Source organism: Stenotrophomonas sp. STEN083, from assembly GCF_056759195.1.
Genome location: NZ_JBRRCU010000055.1, coordinates 1 through 14966, shown reverse-complemented (window position 1 = coordinate 14966; position 14966 = coordinate 1). Strand labels below are relative to the sequence as shown.

The window sequence follows — 14966 nt, the reverse complement described above, 5'->3', positions numbered from 1 at the left end:
TGCTGGCAGGGCTGGAACTTTTTCACGCCCCTGAAACACAAAACCCGCCTTTCGGCGGGTTCTGCTTGGAACAGCAGCTCAAACAATCCCGGAGGATTACTTGATCTTGCCTTCCTTGTACATCACGTGCTTACGAACAACCGGATCGTACTTGAGGAATTCCATCTTCCCCGGGGTGTTCTTCTTGTTCTTGTCGGTCGTATAGAAGTGGCCAGTACCGGCCGAGGAAATCATACGGACCTTATCGCGCTTGCCTGCCATGATCGTTTACTCCTCAGACCTTTTCGCCGCGCGCACGCAGCTCAGCCAGAACGGAATCGATACCGTTCTTGTCGATGGTGCGCAGTGCATGCGCGGAAACACGAAGCTTGATCCAGCGGTTCTCGCTGGCAACCCAGAAACGACGCTCGTGCAGGTTCGGCAGGAAACGACGACGGGTCTTGTTGTTGGCGTGCGAGACGTTGTTACCCGTCTGCACTCCCTTGCCGGAAACTTGGCATACGCGGGACATTGCGCACCTCGGTAATGTTGATGACTTCCTTAGCCAGGAAGACGGCGGCCCCGGCGGTTACCCGCCACGCGTCATGGGAATCAAAGGGTTACGCTGACAAGGATGGCCAGATGACGTGTTCCCGGCCACCGATCCGGAGAATTCCGGACACAGCGAGCCGCGTATTATGCCCAGACCAGGGCCTGCTTGCAAATCAGTGGCTTGGCGGCTGCCATTGGGCCTATTCAGGCAGCCCCCAATTCCCGCCACGCCGCCCGGGCCACCTTCCAGGCCGAGCGCAGGAACAGCAGCAGCAAGGCCACGGCGATCAGCAGGTCTGGCCAGCCGGCGCCGAAGGCCCAGACCGCCAGCGCAGCCAGGATCACCGCGCCGCCTTCGTATACGTCGTTGAGTGAACAAGCCCAGGCCGAGGCCAGGTTGATGTCGCCCTGCCGGTACGGCCACAGCAGGCGCAGGCAGAACAGATTGGCGGCGAGGTTGAGCAGGGCGGCAATGCCCATGCTCTCGAACAGCGGCAGATGCGGATGGGCCAGCTTCCAGGCGATGCCTGCAGCGACCGCGATTGCAGCGCACAGGATGAAGACCGCCTTGAGCATGGCCACCCGCGCCTTGGCGGCGAGGCTGGCGCCGACTACGGCAAGGCTGAGTGCGTAGGTGAGTGCATCGCCGAGGTTGTCCAGGCTGCCGGACAGCAACGAGGCCGAGCCGCTATGCCAGGCGGCGAGCATCATCATCACGAAGGTGATCAGGTTGATCGCCAGCACCTGGTAGAGCACGCGGCGTTGCTGCGCCTGCATGCGTTCGACTTCCAGGGTTTTGCCGCAGCCGCAGCAGTCGCTCATTTGGGTTCCGCAAGAGGTTACTGCTGGATTATCGCGCAGATGTGCGCGGGGTAACGCCGAGCCATGCTCGGCAGGGGCTTTACCAGCGAAAAGCTGCCCTCACCCCAACCCCTCTCCCGTGAACGGGAGAGGGGCTTCAAGCAAAGCAGAAGCTTCAAGCCAATGCCAAAGCCAAAGCCAAAGCAAAAAACAAAAGCCTCAAGCCAAGCAGACGCTACTTCCCGTTCCGATGCAGCCAGCGGTACAGCACTGGCAACACCAGCAAGGTAAGCAACGTCGACGAGACGATGCCGCCAATCACCACCGTAGCCAGCGGCCGCTGCACCTCCGAACCCGCGCCTACATTGAACGCCATCGGCACGAAGCCCAGCGATGCGACCAAGGCGGTCATCAATACAGGCCGCAAACGACCAAGCGCACCTTCGCGCACGGCCACATCCAGGCTGCGACCCTGTTCACGCAGGTGACGAATGAAGCTGATCATCACCAAGCCGTTGAGCACCGCCACACCGGACAGCGCGATGAAGCCGACGCCGGCCGAGATCGACAAGGGAATGCCACGCAATGCCAGCGCCAAGACACCGCCAGTCAGCGCCAGAGGCACACCGCTGAACACGATGCTGGCATCGCGCGCCGAGCCAAAGGCCCAGAACAACAACGCGAAGATCAGCAGCAAGGTCACCGGCACCACCACTGCCAAACGCTGGCTGGCCGAGATCAGCTGCTCGAAGCTGCCGCCGTACTCCACCCAATAGCCAGACGGCACCTTCACCTGTGTGTCGATGGCCTGCTGCAACTCGCTGACGAAGCCACCAAGGTCGCGGTCACGCACATTGGCGGTGATCACGATGCGGCGCTTGCCGTTGTCGCGGTTGATCTGGTTTGGGCCTTCGCTGCTTTCGATGCTCGCCAATTCACGCAACGGAACCGTGCGCGCATCGCCACTGCGCCAGCCACCCGCACGGCTGGATTCGTCGGCACTGTCCTGTGCCAACGCAGGTTCCAGTGACACCGGCAGATCGGCCAGCGCCGCCGGGTCCTGGCGGATGTTTTCCGGCAGGCGCACGACGATATCGAAACGACGATCACCTTCGAACAACTGCCCGGCCACGCGCCCGCCCACAGCAGTGGAAACCGTGGACTGCAGTTGGCCCGGGTTGAGCCCGTAACCCGCCAATGCCGCACGGTTTGGCGTAACCGTCAGCAAGGGCAGACCACTGGTCTCCTCCAGGCGCACATCGGCCGCACCCGGCACCTTGTTGGCTACCGCGACAATGCGCTGGCCAACCTGCGCCAAGGTCTCCATGTCGTCGCCAAACAGCATCACCGCGACGTCGGCGCGCACCCCCGAGATCAACTCGTTCATGCGCATCTGGATCGGTTGGGTGAACTCGTAGTTGTTGCCCGGCAGCTCTTCTACCGCAGCTTCCAGTTCGGCCAGCAGCTGGGTGCGCGGCTTGCGTGGATCCGGCCACTGCTTGCGTGGCTTCATCATGATGAAGGTGTCCGCGACCGAGGGCGGCATCGGGTCGGAAGCGACTTCCGGCGTGCCGATCTTGGAGAACACCTTCTCCACTTCCGGCAGCTGCTGCAGGCGTGCTTCTACCTGCTTCTGCATGTTCACCGACTGGGTGAGGCTGGTGCCGGGAATACGCATCGCATGCATGGCGACGTCGCCTTCGTCGAGGTTGGGCACGAACTCGCTGCCCAAGCGCGTTGCCAACAAGCCACAAGCAACCACCAGCACCAAGGCACCGGCAACCACCAGACGTCCGCGTCGCATCACCCAAGCCAGCAGCGGCGCATAGCGTGCGCGCAGCCACGCCATCAAGCGGTTTTCCTTCTCCTCCACGCGACCGCCGAGGAACATCGCGATTGCCGCTGGAACGAAGGTCAGCGACAGCAGCATCGCGCCGCTCAGTGCGAGCACCACGGTGATCGCCATCGGGTGGAACATTTTTCCTTCGACGCCGGTCAGCGCAAAGATCGGCAGGTAGACCGCGGTGATGATGCCCAGCCCGAACAGGCTGGGCCGGATGACTTCGGCAGTGGCACTGGCGGTTTCGGCGAAGCGTTCCTCGCGGGTCATCGCCCGGCCCAGCGCGTGGGTGCGCTCACCGAAGCGACGCAGGCAGTTCTCGATGATGATCACCGCGCCATCGACGATCAGGCCGAAGTCCAATGCGCCTAGGCTCATCAGGTTGGCGGAGACGCCGCCACGTGCCATGCCGGTCAGGGTGAACAACATCGCCAGCGGAATCACCGCCGCGGTAATCAGCGCCGCACGGAAGTTGCCCAGCAACAGGAACAACACCACGATCACCAACAGCGCGCCTTCCAACAGGTTCTTTGCCACCGTTCCAATGGTGCGATCAACCAGCGCGGTGCGGTCATAGCTGGCGGTAACGGTGACACCTTCGGGCAGGCTGCGCTGCGCCTGCTCCAGCTTGGCCGCAGCGGCCTGCGCCACCTCGCGGCTGTTTGCCCCGACCAGCATCACCACCGTGCCCATCACCACTTCGTGGCCATTCTGGGTGGCGGCACCGCTGCGCAGCTCCGGCCCTTCGGCCACGTCTGCTACGTCATGCACGTGGATGGGCACGCCCTCGCGGCGGGCCAGCACGATGTTGCCGATTTCCTCAAGCCCGGCAACTTGCCCCGGCACACGCACCAGGAACTGCTGGCCGTTGCGTTCGATGTAACCGGCACCGATGTTCTGGTTGTTGCCTTCCACTGCCTCGGCCACGTCATCCAGGGTGAATCCCAGCGCACGCAGCTTGGCCGGATCCGGGGTGATATGGATCTGCCGCTGGTAACCACCAATCGTGTTGACCTCGGTGACGCCCGGTACATTGCGCAGCTGCGGCCGCACCACCCAGTCCTGCAAGGTGCGCAGGTCGGTGGCGTTGTATGGCGATCCATCGGGCTTGCGCGCCTTGGGATCGGCGTCGATGGTGTACATGAAGATCTCGCCCAGGCCGGTGGCGATTGGCCCCAACTGCGGGTCCAGGCCTTCCGGCAACTGCGACTTCACCTGCTGCAGGCGTTCGGCGACCTGTTGGCGGGCGAAGTACAGGTCGGTGCCATCCTTGAACACCACCGTCACCTGCGACAGGCCGTAGCGCGAAAGCGAGCGCACCTGTTCGAGCTTGGGCAGACCAGCCATCACCGTTTCCACCGCATAGGTGATGCGTTGTTCCGTCTCCAGCGGTGAGTAGCCGTCTGCGGCGGTGTTGATCTGCACCTGTACGTTGGTGATGTCGGGCGTTGCATCGATGGACAGGCGGGTGAAGCTCCAGCTGCCGATCGCGATCAACGCGAACGTCAGCACCATCATCATCCAGCGATGGGCGATGGCACTGCGGATGATGCGCTCAAGCATGGCGACGCCCCCCGCGTTGCTTACGGCAATGATCAATGTTCATGCGCGGCCCCCGCCTTGCCGATATCAGCCTTGACCACATAGCTCTGCTCGACCACGACCTGCTCGCCAACGCGCAGGCCGTCCTTGATCTCGACCTTGCCGGCATCGCGTGCACCCAACACCACCGGACGCGCGGTATAGGTATCGCCATCACGCACGAACACCACATCGCGGCCTTCCATGGTCTGCAGCGCGGAGAGCGGTACCACAACCGCTGCCGGCTGCATCGCCACCACGATGCGCGCCTTCACCGCGGCACCGGGCCGCCAAAGGCCATCGTCATTACGCACGCTGGCGCGGGCCACGGTGCTCTGGCTTGCGGTGGCGGTGCCTGGCAGCACGCGTTCCAGCGTGGTGCTCTGGCTGACGCCATCGGTCATACGCGTCACCGTCACCGGCACGCCGGCGGTGATGTGCTGGGTGTCCTTGCCGAAGATATGCAAGTCCACCCACAACTCGGACAGATCGCCGATCTCGAACAGCGGCGCGCCCTCGCCTGCCACCGCACCCACCTGTGCCTGCCGCGACAACACCACACCGCTGATCGGTGCGCTGACGCTGTAAGTGGTCAAGCTGAGATTGCTGTCGATGCTGGCCAGGGTCTGGCCGGCACTGACGCGGTCACCCACATTGGCCCGCAGCGTGCGCACCGGCCCGGGGAAGCGTGCCGTCACCTGGGCGACGCGACCGTCCACCGGCGTCAACAAACCCTGCACTTCGTGCTCATCAGCAATGGTGCCGGCCTGCACGGCAACGCTGCGGATGCCTGCCTGCTCGGCCATTGCCGCCTTGATGGTGGTGCGGTCGGCTTCTGCTTCCTCGCCCTCTTCGTGGGCATGGTCGTCGGCTTCAGCACCCTTTTCTTCGTCATGGCCGTGGCCGGCTTCTTCAGCTGCTCCGTTGGAGGCTTCTGCGGCTGGCTTTGCGCCACAGCCGACCAACAGCAGACTCATTGCCAGCACGCCGGCAGCTACAACATTCATTGGACGGCTCATCGTGCGTTCTCCACGGCAACGGTTGCATCGGTGGCCAGCATTCCCTGGCCGGTAAGACGCTGGATTTCTATCAGCGCGGTTTGTGCGGCGATGGCCGCATCCAACTGGCGCTGGCGCGCCTCGATGCGCATGGCCTGCAGCTGCGCCCATTCCATGTAGCTGGCGGCACCGGCGCGCCAGGCGCGTTCGGCGGCACGTTCGGCCTTCTGCAGCTGCGGCAGTACGTCGGCCTGCATGCGCTGCACTTCCAGACGCGCGGTGACGTAGCGGCCGTGCGCCTCGGCCAGGGTGGCGTACAGCTGCTGCTGGCGGGCCTGGCGCTGATACGGCAGCAGGGCGAGATCAGCCTCGGCCTCGCGGATCTCCGGCGCGGCGCGGCGGGCGCTGCCCAGCGGAATGCTGAAACCGCCGACCAGCGAGGTGGCGTTGTCGGCGCGGCTGTTGCGCACGCCTACCTGCCAGTTCCAATCCGGACGACTGCGAGTACGCACCAATTGCAGCTGGGCTTCGCGGATACGTTGCTCGCCGAGCAGTTCGGCCAGTTCCGGTGCGCGCTGCAGATCATCATTGAGCAAGGCGAAATCGCGCAATGCCGGCAGTTGCAGTGCGTTACCACTCACCGCTTTGAAGTCAGGTGAACGTGCTCCCCACAACGCGGCCAGCGACAGCCGTGCTGCGCTGGCTTCTTCGATGGCACGATCGCGATCCAGCTCCGCCTGCGCCAGCATTGCCTGCGCAGTGAACAGCACCGACTCCGGCGAGGCACCGGCTTGTAGCCGCAGGCGCGCGGCATCGACGGCACGACGGCGCTGCTCGATATCGGTGTTGGCGATCTGCAAAGCCGACTGCGCTTGCGCTACGGCGAGATAGCGTCGGGCGGTCTCTGCAAGCAGATCGAGCCTGGCGGTGGCACGTTGCGGCGCCAGCGCATCGATATTGGCCTGGGCCAGCATGCGACGGGCATCGAGCTTGTCGCCGCGCTCCAGCACACCGGACAGGCTGACCGTGGCTTCGGCGCCCTGCACGCCGCGGGTATCACCGCTGCCGAGCAGGTTTTCCAGCTCCACGCCCAACTGCATCGGCGGGCGCAGCAGCGCGGCGTCGCGGCGGGCTTCAAGTACGGGGCGCTGCGCATCGATCAGGCGCAGTTCGGGGTGGTCAAGGGCAACGCGGACGATGGCATCGTCCAGCGTCAACGGCACAGCAGGCACCGGCGCCTGCGCATACGCGCGCGGCACCAGCGCAAAGGCGACAACAGCCGCCAGGCGCATCCACATGGGTTTCTCCAGATAGCAGGTTCAGACGTGGGGACCGGCCAAGGGGCCGGAACGTCAGACGGCTATCGGGGGGCGGAACAGACTCTCGGTCGGGTGCGTGACCGCCTGCGTGCCAAGTATGGCGACGGCCTGCTGTGCAGGCGGCGATGCCACGATCCAGGCGGGAGTGACGGTGGGCAACACGCCACCGTGGCCATGGCAGTCCACGCAATGCACCAGCGCGTGCAGCAGCGCATTGGCGCTGTCCTCTGCATCCGGAGCCATGGCCAGCTTGCTGTCGTCGTGCTCATGCACGTCGGCACCGATGTCGGTGTGCGCCAGCATGTGGATGTCGGTCAGTGCTGCGGCCAGCGATGTTCCGAACACGCCAATGCCGACCAGCGCCAGCATCAGCAGGCGCAGAAAGGACAAACGGCGGTGGCGCAGGGTGTGCAGCATCGGTGCAGGTTAGCGGGTGCTTACGGGGTTACACAATCGCAGTGTGGTTGCGGTGGTTCAGCTGCGGGCTGTTGCCCCTCCCCTTTGGCGCAGCCAAGGGGGAGGTTGGGAGGGGGTGGCTTTGCTTGTGGCTTTCGCTTGTTGCTTTGGGTCACTGCGAAGAGCACCCCTCCCCAGCCCTCCCCTTGGCTTCGCCAAAGGGAGGGAGCAAGGCCTTACTTCGCTGCTTTGCGCTCGGCGATGTAGGCCTGGATCTGCTGCTCCAGTACCGGCAGCGGCACCGAGCCCTGCTTGAGCACGGCGTCGTGGAAGCCCTTGATGTCGAATTTGTCGCCCAGCTCCTTCTCGGCCTGTGCGCGCAGCTTGACGATGGTGATCTCGCCCAGCTTGTAGCTCAGTGCCTGCGCCGGCCAGGAGATGTAGCGGTCCACTTCGGTGGTGACTTCGTGCTCGCTCAGCGCGGTGTGGTCACGCAGGTAGGCGATCGCGCGGTCGCGGTCCCAGCCGTAGTGATGCACACCGGTGTCGATCACCAGGCGGCAGGCGCGCCACATTTCATAGGTCAGGCGGCCGAAGTCTTCGTATGGCGTCTGGTAGATGCCCATGTCGACGCCGAGCTTCTCGGTGTACAGGCCCCAACCTTCGCCATAGGCCGAGATATACGCAGTGCGGCGGAACTCGGGCTGGCCGGTCTGCTCGGCGGCAAGTGCGCCCTGCAGGGCGTGGCCCGGGTCGGACTCATGCAGGGTCAGTGCCGGCAGGTTGTACAGCGGGCGCGCCGGCAAGTTGTAGGTATTGAGCCAGTAAGTGCCCATGCCGCCACGGCCGGCGGTCCAGAACGGGGCGATATCCGGCGGCACCGGCACGATGGTGAAGCGGGCGCGCGGCAAGGTCATGAACTTGCCGATCACGCCGTCCACGCGCTTGGAGATCCATGCCGCACGCCACAGCAGTTCGTCAGGCGTCTTGGCGTAGAACTGCGGGTCGGTACGCAGGAATTCGAGGAAGTCGGCGAAACGGGTCTGCTCGCTTTTGCCCTTGAAGCCCACCTTGTCGATGATGGCGTTCATTTCCTGCTGGATGCGATTCACCTCGGCCAGGCCCTGCGCATGGATCTGCTGCGGGCTCAGGTCGAGCGTGGTGTATTCGCGGATCTGCTGGCGGTAGAACTCCTTGCCGCCGGGCATTTTCTCTGCGGCCAGGGTGGTGCGCGACTGCGGCACGTACTCCTGCCGGTAGAAGGTCAGCAGCTTGCCGAAGGCCGGCACCACGCTGCCGCTGATCGCCTGCTTGGCATCGGCCTGCAGCTTGGCCTGCTCGGCCGCCGGGATGCTGCTGGGCAGCTTCTTCAGCGGTTCGTACAGCGGCGACTCGGTCGGGTCCTTCAACTCGGCCACGGTCGAGATGGAGACATCGCGGCCTTCCAGCACCGCACGTGGCACGCTGAAGCCACGGGCGAGGCCGGCGCGCATGTTGACCATCTGCTGGTCGAAGTAGCGCGGCACATCGTTCAAGCGCGCGATGTAGCTGCGGTAGTCGTCCGCGGTCTTCATCTCACGGCGCGCCATGAAACTCAGATTGGACCAGAACGAGGAATCCGAATTGAACGGCATCTCGTAGCTGCCCAGGCGCACTTCATCGGCCAGGCTTTCGACCTGGTAGTGATAGATGGCGTAGTTGATCTGGTTCTCAGCCGAGAGCTTGCTCGGGTCGATGGCCTTGAGCTTGCCCAACACCTCGTCCCATACCTTCAAGCGTGCCTGCTGTGCGGCGGCACTGACGTCGGGCAGGCGCGTGCTGTTGGCCGGAGCGTCGCTGTCTTCGCTGGCTTCGCCGCCACCAGTCTGGCGCCAGGCCCATTCCTTCTCGTAGATGGCCTTGAACTGCTCATCCAGCGATTGGGTGGCCAGCGTGGCCGGGGCCGACGGTTCGGCGGCAAAGGCCGGGGTGGCACTGAGGCCAAGGGTGAGCAGCAGCGCAACGGTCAACGGCGATTTCACGATCGGTATTCCCCAGGTGGTTCATTCACCCCGATCATCGCATTGAAGCTGCCGCCCGACCTAGACGGATTCGGGCGGCAAACCGCCGGATTTGGGCATAGTCGCCCGCTCAGTGACCGGCTTTGTCGCGCTGCCAGCCGCGGTGCTTGATGTCCAGGCGCAGGCTGTAGAGCGCGGTGAACGCGGGGAACAGGTTCTGCACCACACCCACCGCATCCTGCTTGGACGAGAACAGGAAGTAGCTCAGCGTCATCAGGCTGCCGAGCACGCTCATGTACCAGAACAGGCGCGGGATCACCGGCTTGCCGGCGCGCCGCGAGGCGACGAACTGCACCAGCCAGCGGCCGCCGAACATCAATGCACCGGCCAGGCCGATCAGCTTCCACGGCGACATGTGCACGCCGGTCCACTCCAGCCACACCAATGGTTGGTTCATGAAATCCATGTTCAGACCTCTTCCACCGCAGTGCGCTTGGAACGGGTGATCAGCCAGGCCACACCGCGCAGGTCGCGGATGCCGACCAGCGCGCGGCCAAGGTTGTTGTACTTGGACACGCCGGCGGTGCGATGGCGGTGGTTGACCGGCACGCTTACCGTCTTCCAGCCGGCACGCTGCATCAGCGCCGGCAGGTAGCGGTGCATGTGGTCGAAGTACGGCAGGTCGAGGAAGGCCGCGCGTTCGAACAGCTTGATGCCGCAGCCGGTGTCCGGGGTGTCATCGCGCAGCATGCGTGCGCGAATGGCATTGGCCCACTTGCTGGCCCAACGCTTGCTGCCCGAATCCTGGCGGTTGACGCGCCAGCCGGCGAACAGTCTGACCTGTGGCTCGGCCTTGGCACGCGCAGCCAGCAGCTTGGGAATATCGGCCGGGTCGTTCTGGCCGTCACCATCGAGCGTGGCGATCCACGGCGCGCGAGCTGCCTTGACGCCGGTGCGCACGGCCGTGCTCTGCCCGCTCTGGCTGACGTGGTGCAGCACCCGCAGCTCCGGGTTTGCCGCCTTCAGCGCCTGCAGCACCTGCAGGCTGTCGTCCTTGGAGTTGTCGTCGACGTAGACGATCTCGAAATCGATCTGGCCGCGCAGCGCGGCGGTGATTTCATTGACCAGCGGGGTGACGTTGTCACGTTCGTTGAAGACGGGAACAACCACTGAGAGACTGGGCTGGTTCATTGCTGATTCCGCAGGTTGTGCATTTGAAGAAAGGTCACGCATTTTCCAAAACTCAACTTAGCGGAATGTGAGTCAGGGGCGTAACCCGAAATAGGTGCGGCACCACTCCACCACCGGCGGCAGGCCCAGCTCGATCGGCGTGTCCGGCGCGTAGCCGAAAGCCGCCTGCGCGCGCGCGGTATCGGCCATGGTTTCCACCATGTCGCCCGGCTGCATCGGCTTGTAGACCTTGTGCGCCGGGTGCCCCGCGGCCGAGGCGATCACGTCGATGAAATGTTCCAGCTCCACCGGGGTGTGGTTGCCCAGGTTGAACACCTGGTGGGGTGTGGCCTGGGCGGAGGGATGCGACAGCGCCCCGAGGATACCGGCGACGATGTCAGAAACATGTGTGAAGTCACGCCGCATATGGCCGTTGTTGAACACATCGATGCTGCGCCCGGCCAGCACCGCGCGTGAAAACAGCAGCGGCGCCATGTCCGGCCGGCCCCAGGGGCCATACACGGTGAAAAAGCGCAGGCCGGTGGCCTTCAGGCCGTATAGCTGCGCATAGGTGTAGGCCATCAACTCGTTGGCGACCTTGGTGGCCGCGTACAGCGAGCGCGGTTGGTCCACCCGTTGATCTTCGGAAAACGGCGATGTCGCCGAGTTGCCGTAGACCGAGCTGCTGGACGCATAGACCAGATGCTGCACGCCGCGATGCCGGCACAGTTCCAGCAGGTTGACGAAGCCGACCAGGTTGCTTTCGACGTAGGCGTGCGGGTTCTCCAACGAATAACGCACGCCTGCCTGCGCGGCCAGGTGGATCACCTGCGTCGGCTGGACCTCCTCGAACAGCGCGGCCAAACCGTTGCGATCGGTGATGTCCAGCGCACGGATATCCAGCTGCGGGCACAACGCCGCCACGCGGTCACGCTTGAGCTGCGGGTCGTAGTAGTCGTTGTAGTTATCCAGCCCGACCACGCGCTCGCCGCGTGCGATCAGGGCCTGGCAGGTGTAGGCGCCGATGAAGCCGGCGGCGCCGGTGACGAGTATGGTCATGCTCTGCTCCGCTTCATTGCCACCAACATCGCCCTGCCTCACCACAGGGTGAGCGGCGCTTCCTTGGCCAGGGTTGCCTTGCGCTCCTTGCTGTACGCCCACCACGGCAGCGGCGCATCGCCGCCCATGAAGCGCACCACCGACAGGAACACATCGATCACGCAGGGATCGTGCACCACGCCGGTTTTCAGGCATAGCTGTGCATACATATCGTAGGCATCACGCCCGCGCAGGTGCGCGGGAACCCGGATTCCGATCAGACGGAGATCCTTTTCACAGGCCGGCCCGACATTCGGCAGGTCGGTCAGACGCAATAGATGATTGCGGTCGACCTTGGTGGGGTTCATTGCCTTGCGTGCACCTCGTTGGGGAAGAACTGCGTCAGCCGTTCTGGCGGACGCGCAACCGCTCCAGCACGCCGTCCAGCGTGTCCAGATCGGTGTAGTGGATGACCAGCTTGCCCTTGCCTCCGCGGCCGTGGCTGATCGCCACTTTCGCACCCAGCGATTCGGACAGCTCGGTTTCCAGCGATGCGATATCGGCCTGCGGTGCGCTCGGCGACGGCTTGGCCTTGCGTGCGCCCGGTACCTTGCCGGCGGCGAACTGCTGCGCGCGGTGTTCGACTTCACGCACCGACCAGCCCTGCTCGGCGGCTTCTTCGGCCAGCTTGGTGGCCAGTTCCGGCGCCAGCGTCAGCAGCGCGCGGGCATGGCCCATTTCCAGGCGGCGGGTTTCCAGCAGCACGCGCACGCCGATCGGCAGATCGATCAGGCGCAGCAGGTTGGACACCGAGGCGCGCGAGCGGCCAACCGCCTGCGCGGCTTCGGCATGGGTCAACGAGAACTCGCTGACCAGCCGCGCCAGCGCTTCGGCTTCTTCCAGCGGGTTGAGGTCTTCGCGCTGGATGTTCTCGATCAGCGCCATCGCGATGACGGTGCGGTCTTCCAGCTCGCGCACGACCACCGGCACTTCGTCCAGCCCGGCCAGTCGCGAAGCGCGCCAACGGCGTTCACCGGCGATGATTTCGTAGCGACCGCCTTCGATCTGGCGCACCAGGATGGGCTGGATGATGCCCTGTGCCTTGATCGAGTCAGCCAGCTCGGCCAGCTTGCCTTCGTCCATGTCGCGACGCGGCTGGTACTTGCCCGGCTGCAACTGGTCGATGGGCAACTTGCGCAGCACTTCGCCGGGTTGCGGCTCGGCGACGGCAGCGACGGTGACCGGGGTTACGGCGCCCTTCGGGCCCAGCAGGGCATCAAGACCACGGCCAAGACCGCGCTTTTTCGCTGCACTCATCAGACAGCCTCCACGGCCCGGGAGGGCTGCTTGCGTTCACTGTTGCGGCGGATGATCTCGCCGGCCAAACCCAGATAGGCCACGCCACCGCGCGAGGCGCGGTCGTAGCCGACGATGCTCTGGCCATGGCTGGGCGCCTCGGCCAGGCGCACGTTGCGCGGCACGATGGTGCGGAACACGCGGTCACCGAAGTACTCGGTGAGCTGCGCCGACACCGCATTGGCCAGGTTGTTGCGCACGTCGAACATGGTGCGCAGCACGCCTTCGATTTCCAGCGCCGGGTTGAGATTGATCTTCAGCGCGTCGATGGTTTCAACCAGCGCGCTCAGGCCTTCCAGCGCGTAGTACTCGCACTGCATCGGCACGATCACCGAGTCGGCGGCGGCCAGCGCGTTCAGCGTCAGCAGCGACAGCGCCGGCGGGCAGTCGATCAGGATGTAGTCGTATTCATCGCGGATCGGTGCCAGCGCGCGCTTGAGGCGCTGCTCGCGCTCGCTCTGGTCCATCAGCTGGATCTCGGCGGCAGTCAGGTCGATATTGCCCGGCAGCAGGTCGAAGCCTTCGGGCGTGGTGACGCGCACCTCGGCGGCAGTGATCTCGCCCAGCAGCAGGTCACAGGTGGACGCTGCCACTTCACGTTTGTCCACGCCACTGCCCATGGTCGCGTTGCCCTGCGAGTCCAGGTCGACCAGCAGCACACGTTTTGGTGCAGCGGCAAGGGAAGCAGCCAGATTGACAGCCGTCGTGGTCTTGCCGACGCCGCCTTTCTGGTTGGCGATGGCGATGATGCGAGCCATGCAGGAGAGCCTCGTTGGCGAAGTTGGACTGGTCATTATGGGGGTAGCGGCGCGTAGGCGGAAACCGGTTTCCGGGTAACAGGCGGCTTTTGCTGGCAAAGCCCCTGTCGAGCATGGCTCGGTACTACCGCTTTAGCCCCTCTCCCGCTTGCGGGAGAGGGGTTGGGGTGAGAGCAGCTTTTGGCCTTGGCCGGTAAAGCCCCTGCCGAGCATGGTTAGGCACTACGCGCCTGCTCTTGCTCAAAGCCCCTCTCCCGTTCACGGGAGAGGGGTTGGGGTGAGGGCAGCTTTAGCCTTGGCCGGTAAAGCCCCTGCCGAGCATGGCTCGGCACTACAGATCTAGCCCTTGCGCTCCACCACCACCAGATGCCGATCGCCAACCAGCCCCGGCACCTGCAGCGGGCGCACTTCCAGCACCTGCCAGCCGGCCGGCAGCTGGGCGATCTCTTCGTGCGGGTACACCCCCTTCATCGCCAGCAGCTGACCGCCCGGACGCAGCAGATGACCGCCAACCTCGATGATGCCGGCCAGCGTATCCATGGCACGGGCGGTGAGGTTGTCGTAAGCACCCGGCTCATCCAGCGCTTCAGCGCGGGATTCGGCGACGCGGGCATTGCTCAAACCGAGCTGGCGCACGGCTTCGCGCATGAAACGCGCCTTCTTGCCATTGCTCTCGACCAGGGTCACCTGCAGCTGCGGATGGGTGATCGCCAGCGGGATACCCGGCAAGCCGGGACCGGTGCCCAGGTCGGCCAGGCTGCCGCTGCTGACATGTTCGGCCATGGCCAGCGAATCGAGCAGATGGCGGGTCACCATTTCGCGCGGGTCGCGGATGGCGGTGAGATTGTAGGTGCGATTCCAGCGCACCAGCAGGGTGAGGTAAGCCAGCAAGGGCTTGGCCAAAGCGGCGTCCAGACCCATGGCTTTCAAGCCGTGGTCGAGGTCGCTGGCGACTTCGCGCGGGAGAGTGGTGTCGTTCATGGCGGGGATTATCGCAGGAGTGACGCTTTTGGCCCCCTCCCTTTGGCGAAGCCAAGGGGAGGATTGGGGAGGGGTGCTTTGGATATGGCTTTTGATCTGTCGCGCACGGCAAGAGCAACAGCTCCCCCTCCCCGGCCCTCCCCTGCGCTGCGCGCAAGGGAGGGAGCAAAACCACCCCTCCCCAGCCCTCCCCTTGG

Annotated in this window: 15 protein-coding genes; all 15 read right to left on the bottom strand. The window is 64.6% G+C overall.

Features of this window, described 5'->3' with window-relative positions; translation table 11 throughout:
* Positions 1-96: 96 nt before the first annotated feature.
* Complete coding sequence (gene rpmG, locus ACVOK8_RS14815) at positions 97-264, bottom strand: 50S ribosomal protein L33 (RefSeq protein ID WP_172675037.1); 168 nt, start codon at positions 262-264, stop codon at positions 97-99.
* 10 nt (positions 265-274) lie between these two features.
* Positions 275-511, bottom strand: a complete 237-nt coding sequence (gene rpmB / locus ACVOK8_RS14810) for a 50S ribosomal protein L28 (protein ID WP_431595526.1) — start codon at positions 509-511, stop codon at positions 275-277.
* A gap of 224 nt (positions 512-735) precedes the next feature.
* Positions 736-1353 carry a cation efflux transmembrane domain-containing protein gene (locus tag ACVOK8_RS14805; RefSeq protein WP_293713872.1) on the bottom strand — a complete coding sequence of 206 codons (618 nt, stop codon included), beginning with the start codon at positions 1351-1353 and terminating at the stop codon, positions 736-738.
* Between the two features lie 214 nt (positions 1354-1567).
* Complete coding sequence (locus tag ACVOK8_RS14800) at positions 1568-4735, bottom strand: efflux RND transporter permease subunit (protein WP_481567498.1); 3168 nt, start codon at positions 4733-4735, stop codon at positions 1568-1570.
* 32 nt (positions 4736-4767) lie between these two features.
* On the bottom strand, positions 4768-5772 hold the full coding sequence (locus tag ACVOK8_RS14795; protein WP_481567497.1) for an efflux RND transporter periplasmic adaptor subunit: 1005 nt from the start codon (positions 5770-5772) through the stop codon (positions 4768-4770).
* Positions 5769-7049, bottom strand: coding sequence for a TolC family protein (locus tag ACVOK8_RS14790; RefSeq protein WP_481567496.1), 1281 nt, complete (start codon positions 7047-7049; stop codon positions 5769-5771). The genes ACVOK8_RS14795 and ACVOK8_RS14790 overlap by 4 nt, the downstream gene beginning before the upstream one ends.
* A 54-nt stretch (positions 7050-7103) precedes the next feature.
* Positions 7104-7487 (bottom strand): hypothetical protein, encoded by a 384-nt coding sequence (locus tag ACVOK8_RS14785; RefSeq protein WP_481567495.1) that lies wholly within the window; start codon positions 7485-7487, stop codon positions 7104-7106.
* Between the two features lie 215 nt (positions 7488-7702).
* Positions 7703-9487, bottom strand: coding sequence for a DUF885 domain-containing protein (locus tag ACVOK8_RS14780; RefSeq protein ID WP_481567494.1), 1785 nt, complete (start codon positions 9485-9487; stop codon positions 7703-7705).
* 109 nt (positions 9488-9596) lie between these two features.
* Positions 9597-9932 (bottom strand): lipid-A-disaccharide synthase N-terminal domain-containing protein, encoded by a 336-nt coding sequence (locus ACVOK8_RS14775; RefSeq protein WP_481567493.1) that lies wholly within the window; start codon positions 9930-9932, stop codon positions 9597-9599.
* A 2-nt stretch (positions 9933-9934) separates the two neighbouring features.
* Positions 9935-10657 (bottom strand): glycosyltransferase family 2 protein, encoded by a 723-nt coding sequence (locus tag ACVOK8_RS14770; protein ID WP_481567492.1) that lies wholly within the window; start codon positions 10655-10657, stop codon positions 9935-9937.
* A 72-nt stretch (positions 10658-10729) separates the two neighbouring features.
* Complete coding sequence (locus tag ACVOK8_RS14765; protein ID WP_481567491.1) at positions 10730-11695, bottom strand: SDR family NAD(P)-dependent oxidoreductase; 966 nt, start codon at positions 11693-11695, stop codon at positions 10730-10732.
* A 38-nt stretch (positions 11696-11733) separates the two neighbouring features.
* A complete protein-coding gene (locus ACVOK8_RS14760) occupies positions 11734-12042 on the bottom strand; it encodes a helix-hairpin-helix domain-containing protein (protein WP_481567490.1) in 309 nt (102 codons plus the stop codon).
* A gap of 34 nt (positions 12043-12076) precedes the next feature.
* Positions 12077-12991: a ParB/RepB/Spo0J family partition protein gene (locus ACVOK8_RS14755; protein WP_481567489.1), complete on the bottom strand. Its 915-nt coding sequence runs from the start codon at positions 12989-12991 to the stop codon at positions 12077-12079.
* Positions 12991-13788, bottom strand: a complete 798-nt coding sequence (locus tag ACVOK8_RS14750; RefSeq protein WP_481567488.1) for a ParA family protein — start codon at positions 13786-13788, stop codon at positions 12991-12993. The genes ACVOK8_RS14755 and ACVOK8_RS14750 overlap by 1 nt, the downstream gene beginning before the upstream one ends.
* A gap of 339 nt (positions 13789-14127) precedes the next feature.
* On the bottom strand, positions 14128-14769 hold the full coding sequence (rsmG, locus tag ACVOK8_RS14745; RefSeq protein WP_481512799.1) for a 16S rRNA (guanine(527)-N(7))-methyltransferase RsmG: 642 nt from the start codon (positions 14767-14769) through the stop codon (positions 14128-14130).
* Positions 14770-14966 lie beyond the last annotated feature (197 nt).